The 23,151-nt window shown below is 58.6% G+C and carries 15 protein-coding genes and 2 tRNA genes; 8 read left to right on the forward strand and 9 right to left on the reverse strand.

Annotation, left to right across the window (positions count from 1 at the left end):
- The coding region (locus IT585_08010) for a M1 family metallopeptidase (protein MCC6963180.1) at positions 1-1,913 on the reverse strand (1,913 nt) is incomplete at its 3' end.
- 156 nt (positions 1,914-2,069) lie between these two features.
- Here IT585_08010 and IT585_08015 point away from each other — a divergent pair.
- The 5 genes from IT585_08015 (at position 2,070) to IT585_08035 (ending at position 9,311) form a co-directional block, all read left to right on the forward strand.
- Positions 2,070-4,115, forward strand: coding sequence for a GWxTD domain-containing protein (locus IT585_08015; protein ID MCC6963181.1), 2,046 nt, complete (start codon positions 2,070-2,072; stop codon positions 4,113-4,115).
- An 87-nt stretch (positions 4,116-4,202) separates the two neighbouring features.
- A tRNA-Ala gene (locus IT585_08020) sits at positions 4,203-4,275 on the forward strand.
- A gap of 101 nt (positions 4,276-4,376) precedes the next feature.
- Positions 4,377-4,667 (forward strand): hypothetical protein, encoded by a 291-nt coding sequence (locus IT585_08025; protein MCC6963182.1) that lies wholly within the window; start codon positions 4,377-4,379, stop codon positions 4,665-4,667.
- Positions 4,668-4,770: 103 nt separating this feature from the next.
- A complete protein-coding gene (locus tag IT585_08030; GenBank protein MCC6963183.1) occupies positions 4,771-6,240 on the forward strand; it encodes an efflux RND transporter periplasmic adaptor subunit in 1,470 nt (489 codons plus the stop codon).
- 8 nt (positions 6,241-6,248) lie between these two features.
- Positions 6,249-9,311, forward strand: coding sequence for an efflux RND transporter permease subunit (locus tag IT585_08035; protein MCC6963184.1), 3,063 nt, complete (start codon positions 6,249-6,251; stop codon positions 9,309-9,311).
- Positions 9,312-9,387: 76 nt separating this feature from the next.
- On the opposite strand, the gene IT585_08040 is transcribed toward IT585_08035, so the two are convergent.
- The 7 genes from IT585_08040 to IT585_08070 form a co-directional block, all read right to left on the reverse strand.
- Positions 9,388-11,205 (reverse strand): T9SS type A sorting domain-containing protein, encoded by a 1,818-nt coding sequence (locus IT585_08040; protein ID MCC6963185.1) that lies wholly within the window; start codon positions 11,203-11,205, stop codon positions 9,388-9,390.
- A 40-nt stretch (positions 11,206-11,245) separates the two neighbouring features.
- Entirely contained in the window at positions 11,246-13,636 is a 2,391-nt protein-coding gene (locus IT585_08045) for a T9SS type A sorting domain-containing protein (GenBank protein MCC6963186.1), read from the reverse strand.
- A gap of 224 nt (positions 13,637-13,860) precedes the next feature.
- Positions 13,861-16,086, reverse strand: coding sequence for a T9SS type A sorting domain-containing protein (locus IT585_08050; protein ID MCC6963187.1), 2,226 nt, complete (start codon positions 16,084-16,086; stop codon positions 13,861-13,863).
- A gap of 145 nt (positions 16,087-16,231) precedes the next feature.
- Positions 16,232-16,304 (reverse strand) — tRNA-Gln (locus tag IT585_08055).
- Between the two features lie 100 nt (positions 16,305-16,404).
- Entirely contained in the window at positions 16,405-16,689 is a 285-nt protein-coding gene (locus tag IT585_08060; protein MCC6963188.1) for a SpoVG family protein, read from the reverse strand.
- A gap of 34 nt (positions 16,690-16,723) precedes the next feature.
- Positions 16,724-17,596 carry a 4-(cytidine 5'-diphospho)-2-C-methyl-D-erythritol kinase gene (gene ispE, locus IT585_08065; GenBank protein MCC6963189.1) on the reverse strand — a complete coding sequence of 291 codons (873 nt, stop codon included), beginning with the start codon at positions 17,594-17,596 and terminating at the stop codon, positions 16,724-16,726.
- Positions 17,593-19,137 carry a hypothetical protein gene (locus IT585_08070; GenBank protein ID MCC6963190.1) on the reverse strand — a complete coding sequence of 515 codons (1,545 nt, stop codon included), beginning with the start codon at positions 19,135-19,137 and terminating at the stop codon, positions 17,593-17,595. The genes ispE and IT585_08070 overlap by 4 nt, the downstream gene beginning before the upstream one ends.
- Positions 19,138-19,322: 185 nt before the next feature.
- Between IT585_08070 and IT585_08075 the strand changes: the two genes are divergently transcribed.
- Complete coding sequence (locus tag IT585_08075) at positions 19,323-21,137, forward strand: choice-of-anchor B family protein (protein MCC6963191.1); 1,815 nt, start codon at positions 19,323-19,325, stop codon at positions 21,135-21,137.
- A gap of 84 nt (positions 21,138-21,221) precedes the next feature.
- On the opposite strand, the gene IT585_08080 is transcribed toward IT585_08075, so the two are convergent.
- Positions 21,222-21,638: an Rrf2 family transcriptional regulator gene (locus IT585_08080; GenBank protein MCC6963192.1), complete on the reverse strand. Its 417-nt coding sequence runs from the start codon at positions 21,636-21,638 to the stop codon at positions 21,222-21,224.
- Between the two features lie 253 nt (positions 21,639-21,891).
- Here IT585_08080 and IT585_08085 point away from each other — a divergent pair, with 253 nt between their 5' ends.
- Together IT585_08085 and IT585_08090 are read left to right on the forward strand one after the other, a co-directional pair.
- Entirely contained in the window at positions 21,892-22,698 is an 807-nt protein-coding gene (locus IT585_08085; GenBank protein MCC6963193.1) for a hypothetical protein, read from the forward strand.
- A 31-nt stretch (positions 22,699-22,729) separates the two neighbouring features.
- Positions 22,730-23,146, forward strand: a complete 417-nt coding sequence (locus IT585_08090; GenBank protein ID MCC6963194.1) for a YjbQ family protein — start codon at positions 22,730-22,732, stop codon at positions 23,144-23,146.
- Positions 23,147-23,151 lie beyond the last annotated feature (5 nt).

A 23,151-nucleotide genomic window follows, 5' to 3' on the forward strand; every position in this document is an offset into this window, starting at 1 on the left:
CCCGACAGCACGCCGACGGTGTCGCCGTCAAACTGCATGCCGTAGGGCAGATCGCCGCCCCAGAGATTCCAGTGATACGGCTCGACGCCGCCGACCGCCTCGAATTTGAGATAGTACGGCACGCCGAATTCGGCATCGGGACAGACGGTGGTGACGGCGTGCATCGTAAACGGCACCTGGACGGCATCGCGAAGAATCCACTGTTGCGGGTCAAATTGCACGGCGGTCACCGAATCGGTCAAGTGGATGCGATAGACCTGCTCCCACCATTGGTTGAAGACCGACGTATCGCGGGCGCCGGCGGTGGTATTCAGGTGCAGCCGAACCGGCATCTGGAAGAGCGGATAGAGCTGCTGAACCTGTTCGATGCAGAGATCCAGATTGTAACCGCCGCCGGGGTCGGGGGAGCACTGCCAGGAGTATTCATAGCTGGGGTGGCCGTTGCCGTAAATCCACTCATTGAAGAACCAGCTCATGTCGCGGCCGACACTGGCAGAGATTGACGCGGAGAGATCCTCCGTCGTGGCGGAGCCGTAGCGGAATGGTCCGCCGGTCCATTCCTTGATCGCGCGGAAGAAGGTGGAATCACCGAGGACACCGCGCAGCATGTGCACAACCCAGGCGCCCTTGTTGTACGATAGGTTGCCATCGAAGATGACTTCAGTCAGCGGATCTTCGACATAGATTGTACCCTCACCCATGTACTTCAGCGTTTGCATGTGATTGAGGTATGCCTGCAAGCTGCCGTAAGCGCCTTCGTAGAAGATCGCTTCGGAAAAAGTTCCGAAACCCTCGTTGATCCAAATATGATGGAAGGTCTTGCAGGTGATCATGTCGCCCCACCACTGATGCGCGTTCTCGTGAATCAGCAGGTATTCGGGATCGTAAAAGGAAAACGGGTCGTGGAACGAGCAGGTCTGGTGCTCCATGGTGCCGTAGATGCCGCAGTTGACGTTCGCGAGTTTCTCATTGACAAAGGGGTAGATGCCGAAGGCGTCGCTGTAGATGTTGAGCATCGGTATCGTCAGCGTATCGAACAGGGTGATGTAATTCCAGGCGTTGGGGAAGGCGTAGCTATAGACCGGCATGGAATGACCATCGTAGTTCCAAGTGTTCTGATCGATGACGAAGTTGGCTACCGACAGTGCCACCAGGTAGGTCGTGATCGGGTAACGATGTTTCCAGTGAAAGAGGCGCCGGCCACCGCCGAGATCGGTGTTGGACAGCATGACGCCGTTGGTGGCGGCCGTCATGGTGGCAGGACATTCGATCCAGAGCTCGACGGAATCAGCTTTATCTTCGGGAGTGTCCTTGCACGGCCACCAGTTGCGGGAGCCAAAGGGTTCGGTGGCGGTCCAGCAGACGAGATTACCGTTATTGTTCATGAAGCCCATACCGCCATCGGTGTAGCCATAGCCAGAATAGGGTTGGCCATGGTAGTAGACGTTCATGGAGAATCTCTGCCCGGCCGGTTGCGGTACCGGCATCGTGATGCTGAGAACGGAGCCGACATGGCTGCGCATTGCCGTCTGACCATTGACCTTGACGGAATCGACGATCAGCTGATTGATCAGGTCGAGGTCGACAACGGATAGGTTGTTGACCCGCGACTCGATCTGATAGTCGATCGCGGCAACGATCGACTCGGTGGTGAAATTGATGCTGACGTGGATGCCGTAGTACTTGACATCGTAATCGGTTTGATTTGCATTGAGCAGGCGCGCTTGATTGACAAGGCCGCGTTTGACGGCCAGTTCACGGCGCTCGCTTTCGAGGCGATAGTACTCCCGGCGGCGGGCTTGTTCGGCAGCGATCTGCTCTGAGCTCAGGTGACGGGGATCGTAGCGAGCCGGCTGAGCGAAGCCGGCGGACGCCAGGACGAAGACAACAAGGAAAGCGACTCTGATTAGCATGACTCCTCCGGCAAGTACGACGCTAATATACACAAAGTTGTCAAATTTGCGACGGGCAATTTGGGGGAAGAGCCCGATTCAACAAATCGGAGAGCGGATCGTCATGAGGAATGACCGCGACTTCCCGACGAGCCGAGCAACTTCATGAGGGCCAAAATGTTCAAGCGATTTCTGCCGCTGGCGGCGATTGGTGTGGTGGTGCTGATGGCCTGCGGCTGTGCGCAGCGCAAGATGACGCGTTTCGAGATCGACTACATGGTGCTGGAGGCCGACCGGTTGGTCGTTCTCGAGGACCTCGACAGCGCAGCCATTCTGCTGAACGAGCTGGCGCTGCGCAACCCGCGCGACACGATGCTGCTGTTACGACAGGGGCTAATCAACCGCGAGTTGGAGACGGTAGAGGGGCGGCGCAAGTCGGAGACGGCGCTGAAGCGACTGGTGGAAATGTACCCCAAGAATCCACAGTATCACATCGAGTTGGCCAAGACCCTGATTGCCCAGAGCTACGAAATGCAGGGGCGCGGCGAATTGGCGCGGGCCATTGAATTGGAGCCGGACGATGAAACGCCCTACCTGATGTTGGCCGATTTGTACCGACGCCCGTACTTCCTCAACGATTTTGAGGATCGGCGCGATTCGGCAATCGTGGTGTTGAAAGACCTTGTCGGGCGGAAACCGAACTCGCTTGCAGGCCTGGTCCGGCTGGCGGAGGTCTACGGCGTCAGCGGGAAGCTGGACAGCGCGGAGGTGTTTGCGCAGCGGGCGTATTGGCTCGATACGCTGGCAGTGCGGACAAATCTGGCGCTGGGGTATATCCACTACGGCAAGCGCAACTTCGACGAGGCCGCCGCCAACTTTGCCATCGCGCTGGCCGGGATGACCGATCGCGAGCGCGGCGGATTTGAATCGCTGGAATATCTGGTGTCGCCGCAACATTGGTCCGCAGTGAAGCAACTGAGCCTATCACGGATGGACTCGCTGCGGATGGCATTCTGGTTTGCGGCTGACAGCGATCCGACCACGCGGGTCAATGAGCGGCAAGTCGAACACTACGCGCGGGTATGGCTGGCCAATTTGTTGTTCGGTGATGAGCGCGGCGAGGGAGCGGGATGGACGACACCGATGGGGGAGACGCTGATTCGACTGGGTTGGCCGGATGATCGGCGGCGGCAGTTGGCCGAGGTCACGGGGGGTACTGCTCCGGCCTGGTGGTGGTACTACACGACGACGCAGTATCCGTGCACGCTGGCCTTTGTGGATCATATGTTATCGGGCCGCTACAGCTATCCGTTTGCGTATTCCGATAATCTCGGCTCGGCGCGAGCAAGCGAGAGCAAGCGTATCGCGGAACTGATCTATCGCGAGCGGCCGTCGGAGGCGCTGATTGACCGCATGGCTGTGCCGATCCCGTTGTCGGCCGTGGTCTACGAGTTCAAGCGGGAGTCAGCGACGGAAGTTGAGATTTATGCTCTCGCGGAGATCGACAGTCTGGCACGACAGACAAATGGCCGGGCCGAAGCGGCCGAGGTTCGTGCCGTAATCCATGGCCGCGACGGGCGTGAGGTTTGGAGGGGCGACGAGCAGGAAGCGATTATCTGGGGAGAGCAGAGTCGCGAGGTGATGGCGTCCGGACATTTCCGGGCGATGATCGATCCGGGGCGTTATCGGTTGGCGACGGTCGTGGATCAATTGGAGCATCAGCGTTTCGGTGTACTGACCGACACGATTGCCGTGCGCGATTTTGACGGCGGACATGTCGCGATTTCAAGTATCGTGCTGGCACGCGGCGCGGAGGGTGTACCAGAGGTGTTGAGGTTGCGACGCGAGACGAGCCTGATGCCGGCTTTGAATTTCGAGTTCCTGCCGCAAGACACGATCCGGGTCTACTTCGAGATCTATAATCTGGCCAAAGACTTAACGGGGCGGACACGGTACGAGGTCGATTATGCCATGCAGTTCATCAAGGGTTCGGAGGGCGGAATCAAGGGACTGATTGGCAAGGTGTTTCCCGGCAAGAAGGAATCCATCACGAACACCTATCGCGAAGGCGGCCTGAGCGCGGATGTGGTGCGCGATGTGACGTTATCGGCCCGTGAATTGCGGCCGGGCAGGTATCGGCTGACGGTTCGGATCACGGATCTGGTGATCGGGGGGACGGCCGAGCAAAGCAGTGAACTCGTGCTGCGGGAAGAAGGGGACTGAAGATTCGCCTTGACGAGACGACAATCACGTATAACTTGTAGCGAATCGAGCGGCGCCGCGGCATGCGCGGGGCGTCGGCGGTAGCATGGGGCAGTAGCTCAGTTGGGAGAGCGGTACGTTCGCAACGTACAGGTCAGCGGTTCGATCCCGCTCTGCTCCATTTAATTCCCAATTGCTGCCGTAAGTCGTTGAACAGCAGACGACAATTAGAACCAACCATGGGAGACCAAGCACTTGAAGGTGCTTTGCGTATAACCTGCAATGAGCCTGACGATATCCCGCATAGCGAGCGCGTTGTTTTTGGCACTATTGGTGCTGACGTTTGCGACGACGCTGGAAGCCGATTTGCACGGCATTTGCGGCGACTGCTGCGAGTCGGGACCCTGCGATGAATGTCTTCTGTGTCGCTGCGGTTACACCATGCCGCCGGCAGAGGTCTGCAGCGGCGAGTCGAACGGAGTCTTCCCCGTCGATGAGATCACTTACATTGAGTTTGATCGGGGCGCCGTGCAGACCATAGTGAGCGGGATTGACCGCCCTCCACGAACCTAACCAACTCCCTGTTCCCCACAATCTCAGTTTCCGCCGGATGCGCTCAGATCACTGTGCGCGACGGCTCAATGATTGATGCGGCCAAGATGGCCGAGGAGTTGGTATGTCCAGAACCAGAATTGTCGAGTATGTATTGGTCGCCTGCGCCGGGTTGGTGCTTGGCGTGCTGGGAACGATCGCAATCTTATCCGGCGATACGCCCGCGGTAAACGAGCCGCACGAGCAGGAACATGCACACGAACACGGCGAAATCGCGCAGAGCGCGGACGACTGGTGCGCGGAGCATCGCGTACCGGAATCTCAGTGCACGAAGTGCCACGGCGAATTGATCGCGACGTTTCAGGCAAGTGGCGATTGGTGCGCGGAGCACGATTTGCCGGAATCGCACTGCCGCCGGTGTAATCCGCGTCTGACGTTTGCCCAGGAACCGGAAATGAATGCCGAGCGCGTTACAGGTCCCGATGTTTTCTTCACAGGCAACGCTGCCGACTGTGCGACGGCAGATGCAGTGATTCAATTCGCCTCCCAGGAAACGGCGGAGCGGAGCGGCATCGCGGTATTGCCGGCCGTGGCATCCGGCGCGCCGGCGCGCGAGATTGAAGTGCCCGCCGAGTTGATCTTCGACGAGACAAAGAGTTACGCGCTGACGACTTCCCTGCCCGCGACGGTCGTGCGCTGGCAGGCAGAGTTGGGGGATTACCTGGCGACGGGTGACCCAATTGCGGACCTGGATTCGCCGGAGATGGCGGCGTTGCAGGCGGACTATCTTGAGCTCTTGGCGGAAAGCCGGTTCGATGAGCGTGAGGCGGCGCGGGCGGACAGCCTGCATCAAGCGGCGCTAATCAGCGCGGCGGAACATCAACGGATCGCCAGCGAGTATGCCGTCACAATAGCGCGGCGTAACGGCCTGGAGGGGCAATTGCGGGCAGCCGGGCTGTCGGACGCGCAGATTGCACGCCTGGAGGGCGAGGGAGTGAATTCGCGGTGGACGCTGCTTTCGGCACGGTCGGGGAACCTGCTGGAACGGCGCGCGCCGCTGGGACTGTTGCAGCCCGCCGGAACCACAATGGCGCTGCTCGGTGACCCCAAAGCGCTCTGGCTCCAAGGGCATCTGCGGGAAAGCGATGCCGCGCGGGCGCGCCCGGGGCAGCGAGTCTACTTCGTGGCGGACGGTAATGCCCTGGAACGAGCGGCAGCAGAGATTTTCTGGGTCGCACCATTTGTCGACTCCGATTCGCGGACAGTGCCGGTAAGAGCGCGGTTGATCAGCGATGATACCGGTGGGCGCGCGCGCAAATTCGGGCGCATGATCCTATCCGCCGAAGAGTCATCAGCTCAGGTTGTAGTCCCGAAGGACGCGGTGCAGTGGGAAGGATGCTGCAACATCGTGTTCGTGCGCGAGGACGCCGACCGCTTCCGGCCGCGGAAAGTTGAGATTGACCGCGGCGATCGCGGCCATTATCAGGTGCGGTCCGGGTTGGCTGCGGGTGAGTTGGTCGTCGTCAAGGGCGGCTATCTGCTGAAGACGGAGCTGATGAAGAGCAGCCTCGGCGCCGGCTGTGCCGGACATTAGAGGCGACGATGTTGGAAAAGATCATCGATTTCATGATTCGCCGCCGCTATCTGATTCTGGCGGCGGCGGCAGTAGTAATTGTAATTGGGATCACGGCCCTGCTCCGGTTGCCGTTCGACGCGTTTCCCGACACGACCCCGGTGATGGTGCAGGTCAACGTGGCCGCGCCCGGTTGGGCACCAGAGGATGTCGAGCGGCAGATCACCTTTCCGATCGAGCGCGAACTGGCGGGTCTGGCGGGGTTGACCGAAGTGCGGTCGATTTCGAAGTTCGGGATCGCGCAGGTCAATTTGATTTTCGAGGACGCGATCGACGTCTACCTGGCGCGACAACAGGTGACGGAGCGGCTGGTATCGGTACAACTGCCGCAAGGAGTCGAGGCGCCGCGGCTGGGACCGGTCTCGACGGGACTGGGGGAGATCTTCCACTACCTCGTGATCGCGCACGACGCCGACCCAACGGCGGCGCGAACGGCGCAGGATTGGATCATCAAGCCGCAATTGCAGTCGCTGGCCGGTGTGGCCGAGGTGAACAGCTGGGGCGGCTTCGAGAAACAATTCCATATCGTGGTTGACCCGAACCGGCTGGCACAGTACCGGCTCGGCGTCAAGGAGATCGCCGACGCGATTCGCGACGACCTGGGGAATGTCAGCGGCGGTCAAATGACGCGTGGAGGTGAGCAGACAATCGTGCGCGGGGTCGGCGTCGTCAGCCGGCGCGACCAGATCGAGAATCTCGTGATCGATACGCGCGACGACGTGCCGATTCTGGTCCGCGACGTGGCGGAGGTGGTGATCGGTCATGAAATCCGCCGGGGTGCGGCGACCGCGAACGGTGATGGCGAGGTCGTGCTCGGGTTGGGATTCATGCTGACCGGTCAGAACTCGCACGAGATTGCGGCGAATCTGGAGCAGCGGCTGGAGGAAGTAGCCAAGACGCTGCCGGCGGGAGTCGAAGCGCGGCCGGTGTACGTGCGCACCGATCTGGTTGAGAAGGTGTTGCGGACGGTGGAGCACAACCTGCTGATGGGGGCGGCGCTGGTAATCGCCATTCTGTTCATCTTCCTCGGTAACTTGCGCGCGGGACTGATCGTGGCTTCGGCCATTCCGCTGTCAATGCTGTTTGCGTTCGAGATGATGGCGCAAGTCGGCATCGTCGGTAGCTTGATGAGCCTGGGTGCGATCGATTTCGGCCTGGCGGTCGACAACGCCGTGATCCAGGTCGAGAATACGGTGCAGCGATTGCACGGCGCAGGCGAACGTTCACGACTTCAGGTCATCAAGGACGCGATCCTGGAAGTGCGCAAGCCGACGCTATTCGGCGAATTGATCATCATCCTGGTCTATCTGCCGGTCCTGACGCTTCAGGGGATTGAGGGCAAGATGTTCCGGCCGATGGCGCTCACGGTAATCTTCGTACTGGTCGGGTCGTTGATTCTGTCATTTTCGGTGTTGCCGGCGTTGATCGCAACCTTCCTGAAGCAACCGCGCCGGGAGCAGACGCCGATCATTGTGCAGTGGGCACAGAAGCTGTATCGTCCGGTATTGCAGGCGGCACTGCGTTATCGTATCGGGGTGATGGCGCTGTCGCTGGCGGCGCTTTTGGTCGGAGTGTTCCTCTTCGGCCGGCTCGGCGGCGAGTTTCTTCCCCGCCTGAGCGAGGGCACGATTGCCATCAACATCATCCGGCTGGCCGGAATCGATATCGCCGAATCGGTTGATAACAACACACACATCGAAAAGATCATGCTGGAAAAGTTCCCGGATGAGATTGCCGAAATCTGGTCGCGGATTGGAACGGCGGAACTGTCGACCGATCCGATGGGATTGGAACTGACCGACATTTTCATGACGCTCAAACCGCGGTCGGAGTGGAAGCGCGCCGGCAATCAGCAGGAACTGGCGGCGTTGATGGATCAGGAACTGTCCGATCTGCCGGGAATGAACCGGGTATTTACGCAGCCGATCGAGATGCGGGCGAATGAGATGATCGCGGGGATTCGCGGCGATATCGGTATCAAGATTTTCGGCGACGATCTGCAGCTACTGGAGCAGAAGTCGGAGGAGATCGCGGCGCTGATCGAGACGATTCCGGGGGCCGCAGATGTCAGCGTCGAGCAGTTGATCGGTCAGCCGGAGTTCAAACTGGAGGTCGATCGCGAGCGACTGGCACGGCTGGAGTTGACGGCCGCGGAAGTGCTGAGCGTGATCGAGAGCATCGGCGGGATCAACGTCGGCGAAGTGTACGAAGGGCAGCGGCGGTTCCCGTTGATGATCCGGATGGATTCGGCATACGCGGAAGTACCGGAGGATGTCGAACGAATTCCCGTAACGGCGGGACGGGCGTTACTGACTCTGGATCAGGTGACCAAACCGCAAATTGATCGCGGCTACGCGACGATAACGCGCGAATGGGGCAAGCGGCGGGCCGTGGTGCAGTGCAATGTGCGTGGGCGAGATGTGGATTCGTTCGTCAAGGAGTTGCGCAGCCGGATCGACGGCGAGATCAAGTTTGACCCGGGGTATTTCATCCGGCTCGGCGGGCAATTTGAGAATTTGGAACGGGCGCGGACACGATTGATGATCGTGGTTCCAATCGTGCTGCTGCTGATTATGGGACTGTTGTACTGGACGTACGGGTCGGTGCGCGATGCGATTCTGATTTTCACGGGGGTGCCGCTGGCAGCGTTGGGGGGCATCATTGCGTTGGCGCTGCGCGGGATGCCGTTCTCGATTTCGGCCGGCGTCGGGTTCATTGCTCTGTCAGGCATCGCCGTTCTGAACGGGCTGGTGTTGGTGTCAACGATCAAGCGGTTGCGCGCCGAAGGGACAGGTCTGGAGGAGGCGATTGTCGGCGGCGGGATGTCGCGACTGCGGCCGGTACTGATGACGGCGCTGGTAGCGGCATTTGGTTTTGTGCCGATGGCGGTATCAAGCGGGGTGGGCGCCGAGGTGCAGCGACCGCTGGCGACGGTGGTGGTCGGCGGGATTATTACTTCGACGGCGCTGACCTTGATCCTACTGCCGGTGCTGTATTCGGTGTTTGGCGGCAAGAGCGAGGCGGAGCGTTGAAGTCTGTGGCCAGTATACTCAGACCCTCCGCAGTTGGATCAGCGCGACCAGGCGTCTTGCTTCTGACATAGCGCGATCACTTAAGCACGACCATTTTTCGCGATTGTGTTTGCGTCCCCGTGGTGGCGCGGTAGAAGTAGACACCGCTCGGATAGCCGTGCGCATCCCACTCGACACTCACCGCGCCGGAATTGCGGCCGGTGAAGCTCTTCACCACCTGACCGGCGATGTTGATGATCTCAAGCGACCAATCCGATTCGACAGGCAGTTCCAGTTGAATTGTGGTGGTCGGGTTGAACGGATTCGGGACGTTTTGACTCAATTCGAACTCGGTCGGCAAGGCACTGCGCGATCGTCGAGTCTCGAGCAGGCGGCCGTGATTATCGGCGATTTGAATCTCGACCAACTTCGCATGGCCGCTGAGTGAAAGGAGCGAATGGGCGCCTGCGGCTACATTGGCAGAGATGTTGTCCAGCGGCGGCAGGAGGAGAACTCGCAACGTGCCGTCATCAGCGACAGCCTGGTGCAGCTCCAAGTCACAGAAGTCCGTGATCTCCGTTGAAATGTCAGAAGAACTAAATCTGGCTAAGATCGCGGAGATCTCCTCCGGCGAGTCGACGGTGAGGAGGCCATTAGCAAAGGAGACTTCAGCTGTTCCGGCCAAAGCCTTCGCCGGCGGAATTGCGAGCGTATCTCCCGCGAAAACACGGAACATCATGACCAAGTCAGGTAGACCTGCCGCCTGTCCATTACCGTCAATATCGGCGGCGCAGAGCCGGGCGTCGGGATTCGGGAAAAAGACTGAGAGCCCGTACAGAAAGTAATCGCGAAAGAGAACCAAGTCGCCGACCTCATAGGCGAGGCGATTGAGGTTGATGTCGCCGCGAATGCAGACCGGGTCGAGACACTGCAATTCGACGCCGCCGTTCCAGAAGTAGGCGAAGCCGACGACGGGCGACCCGACAGAAGCGCAGGCGTCGCAGTCACCGCCCAAGCGCAGGGGCTGGCCGCAATCGGTATCGGTCAGTTCGTAGTTAGGGTCGAAGATCGGGTCGGTGTTGGCATAGTCAAAGACATGGCAGGCACCGTAGCGGGCGTTGAAGTCGTAGGCTTGAAGCGTGTTGTCGCCACAGCTCTGCCAGACAAAGCGCACGGGGGAGAATTCGCATTCGTGCCAGTAATTGTGCGTCACGTAAAAGCGGAGAGTTGCGAGCGTGTCGCCATTGAAGGCGTATTGGCAGAGCGGACCGGAACCGCCGTTGTTAAGGTCGGCGTAGGCGCGCAGGCGGACGAGGCCGACCTGGCAGAGACCGTAGTAGATGTCGCTACTGACGACATTGTAGGTGAAGTAGTCCCAATCGCAGCCGCTGGGACCCAGCGCGCTGCCCAGGGTGGCGCCGAGGAGATTAAGGATGCAAGCCTGATACGAAATGAGGAAATCGAAGCTGGAGAAGGACGCGCTGCCCTGCTCCTTGGTGACGGCAAATTCAACCTCCCGGCCGAGCAGCGTCATCGGCGGCTTGCTGATACGGAACACAAAAGGTGCAGAACTGATGACTTCCGCATAAATCAGGCAGGAGTCCGCTTCGCTGCAATTGTCGGTAACGATCACACGGAAACTGAATAGTTGCCCGCCATCGGCGGTAACAAAGGCATAGTGAAGTGAGCCGGTGCTATCGATGGTTACCGTACCGGCCGGCGGCGTCCCGAGCGCGGAGACTGACCATGACAATTGTTCACATCCGGGCGCCGCGACCGCAGTAAGTTGCACCGAGGCTTCGTCGCACAGGAACGCCTTAATGCTGGGCGGGCAGAAAGTGATAACGGGAGCCGATAGCGCTAATGAAACGTGCACGATCCAGAGAATCACGGCCAAGACAACCGAGCGCTTCATGATCATGTCCTTCCGCAACGCGTCATCTATACCTGCCGATTTATTTCAGCAGCACCATCTTCCGAGTTTCGCTGTACGCACCAGCTGAGGCGCGGTAAAAGTAGACGCCGCTCGGCATGGAGCGCGCATCCCACTCGATACTCACTGCACCGGAATTGCGGCCGGTGAAGGACTTCACCACCTGACCGGCGATGTTGATGATCTCGAGTGACCAATCCGATTCGACAGGCAGTGCCAGTTGAATCGTTGTGGTCGGATTGAACGGATTCGGGACGTTTTGACTCAAAGCAAACTTCGTCGGCAGAGCGCTGCGCTCAAGACGCGTATTCAGTAGATTGCCTTGATAGTCGGCCACCTGAAAGTCGACCAGCGCGACATCGCCGGAAACTGAGAAAAGTGGATTGGACCCGGCAGAAAGACGTCGGGACATGTCCTCCAGGCCGGAATAGAGCAGGACGCGGAGGAGGCCGTCTGCGATGGAGGATTCAAGCCGCAAGTCGCTGAAATTGTGAATACTGTAATCGCCGTTCACGTGGAAGGTCGCATACAATGCGCCAACTTCCACCGGCGCAGTCAGGGACAAAGTGCCGTTAAAGTCGACCGTCGCATGATTGGCGAACGGAGTCAGCTTGGGAAACGGCAGCGCATCACCGACGATGACGCGCAGCAGGTAGACCAGGTCGCCGACGGTGAGCGTCAAGCCATCGGCGTTGACGTCGGAGGCGGCGATCTGTGCCTGGCGGAACTGCGGATTCGGATCGAGAGCGCTTAAACCGTAGAGGAAGTAGTTGGTGAACAGCACCGCGTCGGCGATCTCATTGGGAACGCCATTGAGGTTGATATCGCCGCGGGCATCGATGGAGTCGGCGCAGACGATGTCGATGCCGCCATTCCAGAAATAGATGTAACGGATTGGTTCGTACTTCTCGCTGACGTCGCAGTCGGCGCAGGCGCCACCGTAGGAAATGGCGAAGTAGCAGCTCAGGTCGGTGACTTCGAAGTTCGGATCGATCAGCGGATCGATGTTTTCGAAGTCAAAGACCTTGGAAGAGATCCAGAGGGTGTCACCGCCAACGTTGGAGAGGGCGTTATCGCCGCAATCGATCCAGGCGAATCGGATCGGGACGTACTGGCATTCAAAGGTCTGATTGGCGGTAACAAAGAACTTCAGGCTGACCATTTCCCCACCGTTTGGCACCGCGAAGCAGTCGGGGTGGTTGGCGCCGTTGTTGGCATCGGCGATCGCGATCACGCGCAGCATGCCGGAGGGACACGGCCCGCCGCAATTACCGAAGGGACCGTAGCGGTACGTGAAATACTCCCAACCACAGCCGGCCGGGCCGAGGGCGGCGCCGAGTGTGGCGGTCTGGAAGCTGAGGGCCGAGGCGTCGTAAGCGATCAGGAAATCGAAGCCGCCGATCTGGTCGGAGCCGGATTCCTTGGTGATTGAAACGTATTCGTAGCCGCCCTGAAGAGTGTTATGTGTCTTCTCGAGGCGAATCACAAAGGGCGTGATGGGGATGTTCTCGATTGCGAATTGGCAGCTATCGGCACCGCCACAATCGTTGGCGGCAATGACGGTGAAGTTCTTTAATGTTGCACTCTCGGTGATATCGAACTGGAAACTGAAGTTGCCGTTTTGGTCGATAGTTGGCGCAGTGACGACGGAACTGTTTGCGACAACTGACCATGCGAGATTGCCGGGTTCGGGGTTGGTTGCGTTGAAGTCAAGAGTGACCGGGGCAGCGATTGTCCCTTTGGTCGGGACTTCGGTGCAGTTGGTGATCAGCGGCGGGTTGCAGGGCGGACGCTGAACAAGGTCGAAGCAGACGGCGGGGGCGTCGGGAATCGTCGCCGAGGTGTTGGGGTATCCTTGAAACGTTGGGGCGTTCACTGCCGCGGAATACGGCTCGAACAGCCATGAACCGGCAGGCGGAAAGAAGATATTGTCAACGCAGAATCCGGCCGGCTGCGGCGTTTGGCCCGCGGGTATGCGAATCTTGAACGAATAACAAAGGATCGATGACGTGTGAATCGGCAATGGAGTCTCAACCGCGCCTGAATCCAGAGAGAACCCACCGATGAGGACGGAATCCGGCACTTTGTGAACCGCCATGTGTAGTCCACCGAAACCGGCGAGTCGGTCGATAGCGTCCCCATGCTCCTGCACGTAAAACGGTCTCGGCGGCAACGGCTTGTTGCCATAGGGGGTCACAAGATCGAAGGAACCGGCAAGATTGCGGAACTCAAACCCAAGCGACATGGCTCGGAGCGGGCGCTCATTGGTGATGTATATCTCGAGGGTATTATCTTCGCCGATATAGACGACATCGGAGCCGCCGTTGAAGTGAACGGAAACGTCATAGGCGCCAAACGAAACTGCCGCCGTGACAAGCACGAGCATGGTCGCCAACCCGAACGCCATTTTCATCTTTTGCCTCGCGATTTCTTGAATTCGGCGGGTAGCTCATCCGATGAATCGAGCCGCCGCGCGCGGTAGTACCAACTTCGATCAAATGTAGCCAAAGGGATCGAAGTTGTCAAGGGGGCAAATCCGACAAGACTCCGAAGGAAAGGCTTCGACCGAAGAAACAAAATGCCGCCTCCCGGCAAGAGGAGAGGCGGCAGATAAGATTGTGCGATACTTGTGCTTGGTTACTTCAGGAGAACCATCTTGCGGGTTTGGGTAAAATCGCCGGCCGAGGCGCGGTAGAAGTAGACGCCGCTGGGCATGGAGCGGGCATCCCATTCGACGTTCACATAGCCCGAGTTGCGACCGGCGAAGGTCTTTACTACCTGGCCGGAGACGTTGATGATATCCAGGGTCCAATCCGATGCGGTCGGAAGATAGAGCCTGATCGTGGTCGTCGGATTGAATGGATTGGGTGAGTTCTGCGCCAAAGCAAACTCCTGCGGTAGCGACGACTTCCCGATCACGCCATCCAGCATGTTACCGTCGTAGTCGGCTATTTGAACTTCGAGCAAGTCAGCGTTACCCGCGACGGAGAAGAGCTGGTTGGTCCCGGCTTCCAGCCGCCGCGTCATGTCGTCAAGACCGGAGTAGACGAGGACGCGCAGCACACCATCGGAGGCGGCGGACTCGAGCCGCATGTTGCACAAGTTATGAACGGAGACTGCTCCTGATGTACGGAAGGTGACCGCGAGCGCGCCGATTTCGGCGGAGGAGTGAGTTGACAGCACACCGTCAAAGCTGACTGTAGCGGCAGTGCCATAAGGCGACAGCTTGGCAATCGGGAGCGCATCACCAACGATGATGCGGAGGAGATAGACCAGATCGCCGACAGTGAGCGGGATGCCGTCGGCGTTGACATCGGAAGCGGCAATCTGCGCCTCCCGCGGGATCGGCAGGACATTCAGCGCCGGCAGGCCATAGATGAAGAAGTTGGTATAGAGCACGGCATCGGCGATTTCGTAGGCGATGCCGTTCAGGTTGATGTCGCCGCGGTCGTCAATAGAGTCGGCACAGACGATGTCGACGCCGCCGTTCCAGAAGTAGATTTCGCGCACCGGCTCATACTTGAGCGAGGTGTCACACTCGGCGCAGGCGCCGCCATAGTGCGGGGAGCTGCCGCAATCGTAGCCGGTGATGTCGAAGTCGGGACTGGAAGTGGGGTCGGGATTCTCGAATTCAAAGACCTTGGCGGAAATCAGCAACGTGTCGCCGCTGACCGTGGAGATACCGTTATCGCCACAGTCGACCCAGACGAAGCGAACGGGGACGTACTGGTACTCGAAGGTGCGGTCGTTGGTGACCAGAAATCTCAGTTTGACCAGTTCACCGCCGTCAGGAACGCTGAAGCAGGAGGGATGATTGGCGCCATTAATTACGTCCGCTACGGCGACAACCCGAATGAGGCCACTGGGGCAAGGTCCGCCGCAGTTGCCTTCGGCGCCATGGCGGTAGGTGAAGTACTCCCAGCCGCAGCCGGAAGGCCCGAGGTCGGCGCCCAGCTCGGCACTGATAAAGGCGAGACCGGTTGGGTCATAGGCCAGCAAGAAATCGAAGCCGCCGAACTGATAACTGCCGAGGAATTTCTGGATCGAGACTTCTTCGTATTGTCCCTGGAAGGAGTCATGGGTTTTTTCGATGCGGATCACCGTCTGCGGACTGCCGCCCGGGAAATGAAAGTGCTCGAGGATTTCGGCTTCGGTCAGGGCCCGGTCGTAGATGCGGATTTCGTCGATGGTGCCAACAAGGTGGCAATCAATGTTGACATGAGCACCAAAGTAGAGCTGCTGACCGTAATCGGGAATAGTTCCGCCAACCGACTGCTGCAGGACGAGGACGCCGTTGACGTAGAGCTTCTGCTTCACACCGTCGTACGTACCAACAAGATGGTACCATCGACCCGGCTCCCAGAACCCCAAGTCAGTTTCCAGCGTGTTATAGACGTCATTGTTGCCGATCGCAAATAGAAAGCCGGAGCCGTTAAGTCCGGGGCCATAGTATTGAGTACCGCGGACGCCGAGGTGATACTGGTAGGCGGGGAGACCATGAAACAGATACGGCCGATCGACAATAGCATCGTTGCCGGAGCCGTGGAAATCCTCTCCGAAATACCAGGCTTCCACTGTGATTCCGGAAGACGGAGAGAGGTTAGACGGCACGCCGAAATGGATCTCCGTGCTGCCATCGAGATGGAGCGCGGTGCCGGTGATACCGGGAACGAAGTCGCCATTGATGGTAAAGCCGGCATCGTCGGTAATAGTACCATCGTTGTTGTTGGCGGTGCGGTCGTGAATGATGGATCCGGAGGCTTCGTCGAAGTCCCAATAACCGATAAGACCAGCGTCAGAGGCAAATACTGAGCTTGCGAATGCCGCGACCAACAACGCGACAGCGCAGAAACGTTGAAGCATTTTAACCCTCCCGGGTTAAGAGGACGAATGCGAAGTGATATTTCCTTTTGTGCCTCGCCGGCACGACTTACAGGGTTACTACAAATTGTAGCATATTATCCACGATTTGTCAAGAGAGTTTCAGAGGGACCGGTTACGAACAATGCAGGGGTGCCAGGATTCGAACCTGGGAATGGCAGATCCAAAATCTGCTGACTTAACCACTTGTCTACACCCCTGTGGGCCAGCCGGCACGAGCGTGCCGGCGGCGGAGATTATACAAAGACGGCGGCTCAGAGTCAACGACTCTTGGCCGCCGTCTGCGGAAATGGTGCGGCGTTAGCTGTTGGCGGCGGCAGTGGAACCGGACTCGGCCAGTTCGCGCTCATAAGCGGCCAAGACGCGGTCTTCGATGAAGCGGCGGGCCTCATTGTTGACGGGGTGGGCGATGTCCTGGTGGGTGCCGTCGGGGCGTTTCCGGGATGGCATGCTGACGAAGTACCCGGTCTTGCCATTGATGACCTTGAGACCACGGATGACGAACATGTTGTCAAACGTGATGTTGACAAACGCCTTGAGCTTGTCCTCGTTCTTCAGAGTCACGCGTATGTCGGTGATCTCCATACTACCTCCCACGTGGCGAATCCGCCGGCTGTCTCTACTCTCGAGGCAATCTCACAGGTGAGAGACAAAATACCTGCCAGCCGAAGCGACTGGTAATGTCGGTTGTCACACTCATCTCCGGCGCCTGATCAAACAGACCGAAAATCGACGAGCCGCTGCCGGTCACGGCAGCACAGTGGGCGCCCGCCCTCTGAAGGAGATTGAGGCAATCCGCCAACTCGGGGTGCCAGGACAGCACCAGCGGCTGGAAGTCATTGCCGATCTGCTGACAATATGTTAAAAGATCTGCGCCTGAGGCTGCAGGATTAATATCCGACTTTGTAGAGAAACTTGTCAAGTAGAATCTTAATTGGGCGTAAGCCGCGGCGGTAGTGACGGCAAAGTCGGGGGCAACGAGAAGCACGAAATAGTTGAGCGGCAGGTCGATATCCTCGACACGTTCACCCCGTCCGGTGATCAGCGCCGAGCCGGAGGAAAGGAAGAAGGGTACGTCAGACCCGAGACGAGCGCCCAGTTCGGCCAACCGAGAGAGCCGTATTCTTAGGTTCAATAGCTGATTAATGCCCTTCAATGCAGCGGCGGCATCGGAACTGCCCCCGCCCAAACCGGCGCCGATGGGGATGCGTTTCACCAGGTCGATCTGCAGGCCAGTCCTGATATCGCATTCAGATCTGAGCAATTCCCAGGCACGCCAGATGAGGTTAGTCGGGTCGGCGGGCGCGTGAGGCGAATCCGAGGTCAGGACAAATTCGGTTTCAGCCTTGCGGATGGTGAGCGTGTCATAGAGACTAACGGCCTGAACCAGCGAGTTTAGTTCATGGAAGCCGTCGGCACGCTTGCCCAGGATTTGCAGAAACAGGTTAATCTTAGCCGGGGCCTGGATCGAGAGCGACGGTACCGCGCTCAATTGGAGAGCCCCTGCAGGAACCAGGCGAGGAAGAAATTGACCTCGAGCCGATCTTCATCGCGGCCATCCTGGTTACGATAGTTGCGGAAATGCGAGTAGCGCAGATCCAGTCGGCCATCGATCAGCCGGCGGTCAAACATCAGCAGGCCGAAGCGCACCGAGGGCGAGGTCTCAACGACGCCGGTCGGGAACTTCTCGGCGTACGGCACGCCGGAGCGCTCGTGTTGGACGATGCGCCCCTCCCCCTTGCGAGTGAACCGAAATTCCAATTCGGTATCAAACGTGCGGCCAACATGATAGCGACAGAGGGCAAGGATGCGGTCCTGGTCGTTGCCATCGAAGTAGCCGATGGGTTTGCCATAGTAGAGATAGAGGTTCTGCGGCTGATTCTGGCCGTACACGGTGGTGTTGACGCGGGTGTAACTTAGCTTGGTGAAGAGCCGAGCGAGGCCGAGCGGTTCGAGGGCATCCAGGCCGAGCTTATAGCCGACCTGGTGCGGTTCCGATTTGAAGTCGATCTGAAAGTCGTCGATCATCAACTCGCCGAAGATTCGCGCCCGGCGCGGCCAATAGATGGCGAAATCAACACCAAAGAAGATGTTGTCGTCGGAGCCGCGATTCCACTGCTCCCAATAGTACGGAACGAAGGGGTTAAGGTAGCGCCAGTCGATCGGGCGGTTGTGGCCGCCGTAAAGAACGAGTTCGGAAAGCCCGAGTTCGAAGACGCCCTGCTTACGGAAACTGAGGCGATGCGCCGAGATATAGCGCACGAGTGTCGAGTCGTTGTGGACAACGTTGTCGAGCCGGGTAACAAAGTAATCGAAGCGCAGGGCCGGGTGTTCGTAGCCAAGCCAGATGCGATCGAGCGGCGGGGCGTTATCGGAAAGCAGCAATGCATCGTGCTGTTCCGGTCCCCAGATCATGGAGGAGCGGCCGACCGAGGCGAAGACACCGCGCGGCAACGCGTAATAGAGGGCGGCCTGGTCGACCCAGCCGGTGATTTTTTCGTCCCACTTGCGGCCATTCCACTGCGAGTAGAGATCGCCGTGGTTTTCGAGGCGCATACGCAGATGGACCTGCAAATTTCCGGTCGGCGCCACCCAGAGTTCGCTGGTCAAGCCGAGCCGGTGGATGGGCATGGTGTCGGAAGCGGCAAGCTCCTGGAAATAGGGAACGAATCGCAGTTTATAAGCCAAGTCTCTTCGTCCCGATGTCCTCATGAGTCCGACATTATTCAGCAAGATCTTGCCGGGGTCGAGATAGCGATTAATCCGGCTCGAAAGGAGGCCGTCGAGTTCGGTCCGGACGGCGATCGCCCCAGACGTGGGCAAGTGAATCGGCAAACCTTGCCAGCGCGGTGAGACATTGGCGTAAAGCTGTTCGTCCGCCCAGAGCAGAAGCCCCTCCTCCCAGTATCGATTGCCGACGAAGTCAGTTGCTTCAACGGGATTCGTCAAAGCGGCGGCCCCGGAGGCCGTGTGAGCCAGCAGCGCCAGCAGGCAGAGCGAAAGTAGAGTCGCGACAAGAAGCCGGTTGATCATGGGGGCAATTACCGTCAGCGGGCAATTCAAGTCAACGTGAAATCTGCGCCGGCCAGCAGCCGATGCTTATCAAAGATAGATCGATTTTGTCGAACATAAGTAGACCCTGATGCGTAGTATCATAGCAAGACCACCAATCACAATGCGGTTGTATCCGTCGGAACTAGCTCTGGGGAGATCGATTTATGAAGAGAGAGACAACGCTGCTCGGCGCGGCACTGAGTTTGGCAATTGGCACCGTCTCGCTAGCGACCGAAAGCCAGTGGGTGGACAATGCCGCGGCGACAATTCTGTATGACGCGGCGTCGGGACGGTTCCGGCCGGCGGATGCCGATCAGCCGCAGCCGCCGTTCAGCCAGATGGTGGATGGCATTGGCGTTACGGCGGGAGTCAGCAAGTCACCGCAGGCGGAGTATGACTCCCTGCGCTTATGGGGGCACTGGCACGGGCGGTCGACGTACGGCGGGTCCTGGGGTTATGTAGATTCGGCCAGCGGCAATGAATATGCGTTGATATGCGCGCGCGGCGAAGGGGTGTCGATTGTCGACATCAACACCTGGCCGCCAGAGGAAGTCGGATTCATGCCGTCGCTGGCACCGGGAAACGATGCCAAAGAAGTGAAAATTTACCGCCACTATGCCATCATGGTTAAGGAGTTCGAGCCGTTACAGATCTTCAACATACAGAATGTCGCCAATCCGGTGCAGGTGGCGACGATCAATCCGATCAATGGCGGCTCCCACAATTGCCTGGTCGACGGCAATTATCTTTATGTCGTCGGCAACCACGGAATCGGCGGGCTGGAGATCTGGAATATCAGCAATCCAGCGGCTCCCGGGGTGCGAGTCGGGCAGTATAATCCTTACTATTACCACGATATCGATATCCGCAACGACACGCTGTTTGCGGCTGCGATTTACGGACAAGGGATCGATGTCCTCGACATTTCCAACAAGGCCAATCCGACGTTGATTACCAACTGGAATTACCCCGGCTCGGGCGCGCACAATATCGACATCAGTCCGGACGGACGCTATGCCTTTGTCGGTGATGAAATCGGGAGCGGACCCTGGACCCGCGTGTTCGACATCTCCGACATCCACAACGTGCAATTGGTGGCAAATATCATTCCATCGACGCCGGCAATCGCGCATAACAGCTATTTGAAGGATGGATTCCTGTATATCGCGCATTACACCGCGGGACTGCGCATCTGGAACGTGCAGAACCTATTTGATCTGCATGAGGCGGCACGGTACGACACGTATGCCGGAGTCGGGATGGTATACGCCGGGGCCTGGAACGTGTATCCGTTCTTCCCTTCCGGCAAGGTGATCGTCTCGGACATGCAGACGGGGTTGTACGTGTTTCAATGGCACGATTTTGTCTGCCCGGACGGCGTCGACAATGATGGTGACGGGCTGGGGAACTTCTGCGACAATTGCCCGGACGTTCACAATCTGGCACAATTTGACGAAAACGGTGACGGCGTTGGTGATGCTTGCGACGGGCAGTTGCATATCCAGAGCTACGCGCCCGACAGCGGTTTCACCGGCACGCCGTACTTCTATCAGTTCACGGCGATCGGCGGCACGCCGACCTATGAGTGGACGTTTCTCGGCGGCGATGTGCCATTTGGGTGCGTATTCAACAACGGTGTCGGTACGGTCACCGGCACGCCGACGCTCAGTGCGACCTTTTACTTCACCGTGACGGTGGCGGACGCGTCGATGCCGACGCGCCATGACACGCTCGGCGTGAGCATCACGATCAGCGACCCAGCACCGCAGTACGTTTGCGGCGACGCCGACGGATCAACAAGCGTCAGCATCTCCGACGCCGTGTATTTGATTCAGTATATCTTTGCCGGCGGGCCGGCGCCGATTCCCCTCGAAGTCGGCGACTGTGACTGCAGTGGATTGGTGACGATTTCGGATGCGGTTTTCTTGATTAACTACATCTTTGGCGGCGGGCCGGCGCCCTGCGCGAGTTGTCCGTAGCGGCGGGCCCGGTCAAGAAAACGCGGGTCGCGACCCGGCAGTCGCGACCCGCGGAAATTCGTGTAGTTGCAGGAGGACCGGAGCTTATTTCTTCTTGCCGGTACGCAGGCGGGCGAGCGTTTCGGCTTTCAGCTTGGTGCGGAATTCCTGCTGCAACTTGCTCCAGAACGGATACATGCTGCAGTGGTCGGCCTTATCGCAGTCGCAGCCGCGGTCGCCGCGGACGCAGAGATTGAGCCCGAGGGGACCGTCCATGGCCTCGATGACATCAAGCACGCTGACCTGGGTTGGGGTCTTGGCCAACTGATAACCGCCGTGCACACCCTGGTATGACTTGAGAATCTGGGCGCGCGTGAGTTCCTTGAGAATCTTCGCCAGGAAGTCGCGCGGGATGCGCTCGGTTTCGGCGATGACGTTGATGGAATTGCGTTTTTCGTTGGGTTGGCGCGCGATGTGCAGAACGGCTCGCAGGGCGTAGTCGGCTTTGCGTGAAATCTTCATTGTTACTCTTGCTCCTCCTGGCGTCTACTGGGCACAGTGGACGTCGTACGCGGGTGAACTAACCAAAGCTAAATCCAGTTGATATTCGACCGTCAAGTCAACTTAACCATTAGCGGTCTATATTTACTCATACATACGGAAGTAACGATAGTTTGATCGAAAAGTAAATGGATTTTTTAGTAAATTTATCGAGATTTGTGAAACATTGCCAGGAGAGCGCCGTTCACCGGTAAACCTGCCGGCTGTAAGAGAGATGATGGACAAGCTTGTTTACGCCTTGATGTTTGCGGTCTTGCTCGGCGGCGCCGCTGATGCCGCTTCGTTGCAGGCGACTTTTCCGGCTCCGGCCGGCTATGCGCGTATTGCCGTGGCGGCGGAATCCTTCGCAGCATCGGTGCGATCATTGACGGTACTTCCGGATTCCGTGCCGGTTCGTTACGCCGACGGTCGAATTTGCGGGACCTGGCCTGCCGGGACGCGAGTAGTAGACCTGCCCTTTCTGTTTCGAGCAGATCTCGAGCAGTGCACCGATATGGCACTGCGGCTATTTGCCGAGTACGCTTGGGCGCGCGGATCGGCAGACGGATTGGAGTTCAGGCTGCAGAACGGTCAGCGCATTGCCTGGCGCGAGTGGCGCGCAGGCAGGCGTTTGCGATTTGACTCCGCTGCCCACCGGCACGTTGTTGCGCCGGCGCGAGCCGATTCTTCGCGGGTAGAATTTGAGCAATTCCTACACTACCTCTTCCTTTGGACCGGCAGTGCTGCGTTGAAGCGCGATCTTCAAGCTGTGGAGGCAGGAGATCTGCTGCCGGGCGATCTCATCGTACAAAATACAACGGGGGCAATGGGCCATGTGTCGGTCATTCTTGATGTAGCGCAAGACAGCAGCGGTCATCGGCTCTACCTGATCGGCAACGGGTGGACGCCGGCACAGAGTTTCTTTGTCCGGATAGCCCGGCCGGACGAAGGGAGCGACGGCTGGTTTACGCTTGCCGGTTACGAGAACCACCTATCAGTTTACGGCTTTGGTCCGTTCAATTTCCGTCGCTGGCAAGAATGATGCAGTGGTCAACCGGGGAGGATGCACCAAGATGAAGAGCTATCGCAAAGAATTGTGGTTTGAGACAGCGGCGCGACGCCAGTTGCTGAACATCACCGGTCAAGTGGAGACGTGTCTCCAAGAGAGCGGCGTGCGGGAAGGAATCTGTTTGGTCAATGCAATGCACATTACTGCGAGCGTATTCATCAATGATGATGAGGCCGGGCTGCACCACGATTTTGAGATCTGGCTGGAGAAGCTGGCACCGGAGAAACCGCACTCCCAGTATCGCCACAACGGTTTTGAGGACAATGCCGACGCCCATCTGAAGCGAACAATTATGGGCCGCGAAGTGATCATAGCGGTCACTAACGGTCAGTTTGACTTTGGACCGTGGGAACAGATCTTTTACGGTGAGTTTGACGGCAGACGCAAGAAGCGGGTACTGGTGAAGATTATCGGCGAATGAACCGG

The organism is Candidatus Zixiibacteriota bacterium (assembly GCA_020853795.1).
In the GTDB taxonomy this organism is placed as follows: domain Bacteria; phylum Zixibacteria; class MSB-5A5; order CAIYYT01; family CAIYYT01; genus JADJGC01.

Bases quoted from the DNA above. Each gene is read 5' to 3' on its own strand.
- IT585_08015 (MCC6963181.1), top strand. From the start codon at position 2,070: ATGTTCAAGCGATTTCTGCCGCTGGCGGCGATTGGTGTGGTGGTGCTG.
- IT585_08025 (MCC6963182.1), top strand. From the start codon at position 4,377: ATGAGCCTGACGATATCCCGCATAGCGAGCGCGTTGTTTTTGGCACTA.
- IT585_08030 (MCC6963183.1), top strand. From the start codon at position 4,771: ATGTCCAGAACCAGAATTGTCGAGTATGTATTGGTCGCCTGCGCCGGG.
- IT585_08035 (MCC6963184.1), top strand. From the start codon at position 6,249: ATGTTGGAAAAGATCATCGATTTCATGATTCGCCGCCGCTATCTGATT.
- IT585_08040 (MCC6963185.1), bottom strand. From the start codon at position 11,205: ATGAAGCGCTCGGTTGTCTTGGCCGTGATTCTCTGGATCGTGCACGTT.
- IT585_08045 (MCC6963186.1), bottom strand. From the start codon at position 13,636: ATGAAAATGGCGTTCGGGTTGGCGACCATGCTCGTGCTTGTCACGGCG.
- IT585_08050 (MCC6963187.1), bottom strand. From the start codon at position 16,086: ATGCTTCAACGTTTCTGCGCTGTCGCGTTGTTGGTCGCGGCATTCGCA.
- IT585_08060 (MCC6963188.1), bottom strand. From the start codon at position 16,689: ATGGAGATCACCGACATACGCGTGACTCTGAAGAACGAGGACAAGCTC.
- IT585_08070 (MCC6963190.1), bottom strand. From the start codon at position 19,137: ATGATCAACCGGCTTCTTGTCGCGACTCTACTTTCGCTCTGCCTGCTG.
- IT585_08075 (MCC6963191.1), top strand. From the start codon at position 19,323: ATGAAGAGAGAGACAACGCTGCTCGGCGCGGCACTGAGTTTGGCAATT.
- IT585_08080 (MCC6963192.1), bottom strand. From the start codon at position 21,638: ATGAAGATTTCACGCAAAGCCGACTACGCCCTGCGAGCCGTTCTGCAC.
- IT585_08085 (MCC6963193.1), top strand. From the start codon at position 21,892: ATGATGGACAAGCTTGTTTACGCCTTGATGTTTGCGGTCTTGCTCGGC.
- IT585_08090 (MCC6963194.1), top strand. From the start codon at position 22,730: ATGAAGAGCTATCGCAAAGAATTGTGGTTTGAGACAGCGGCGCGACGC.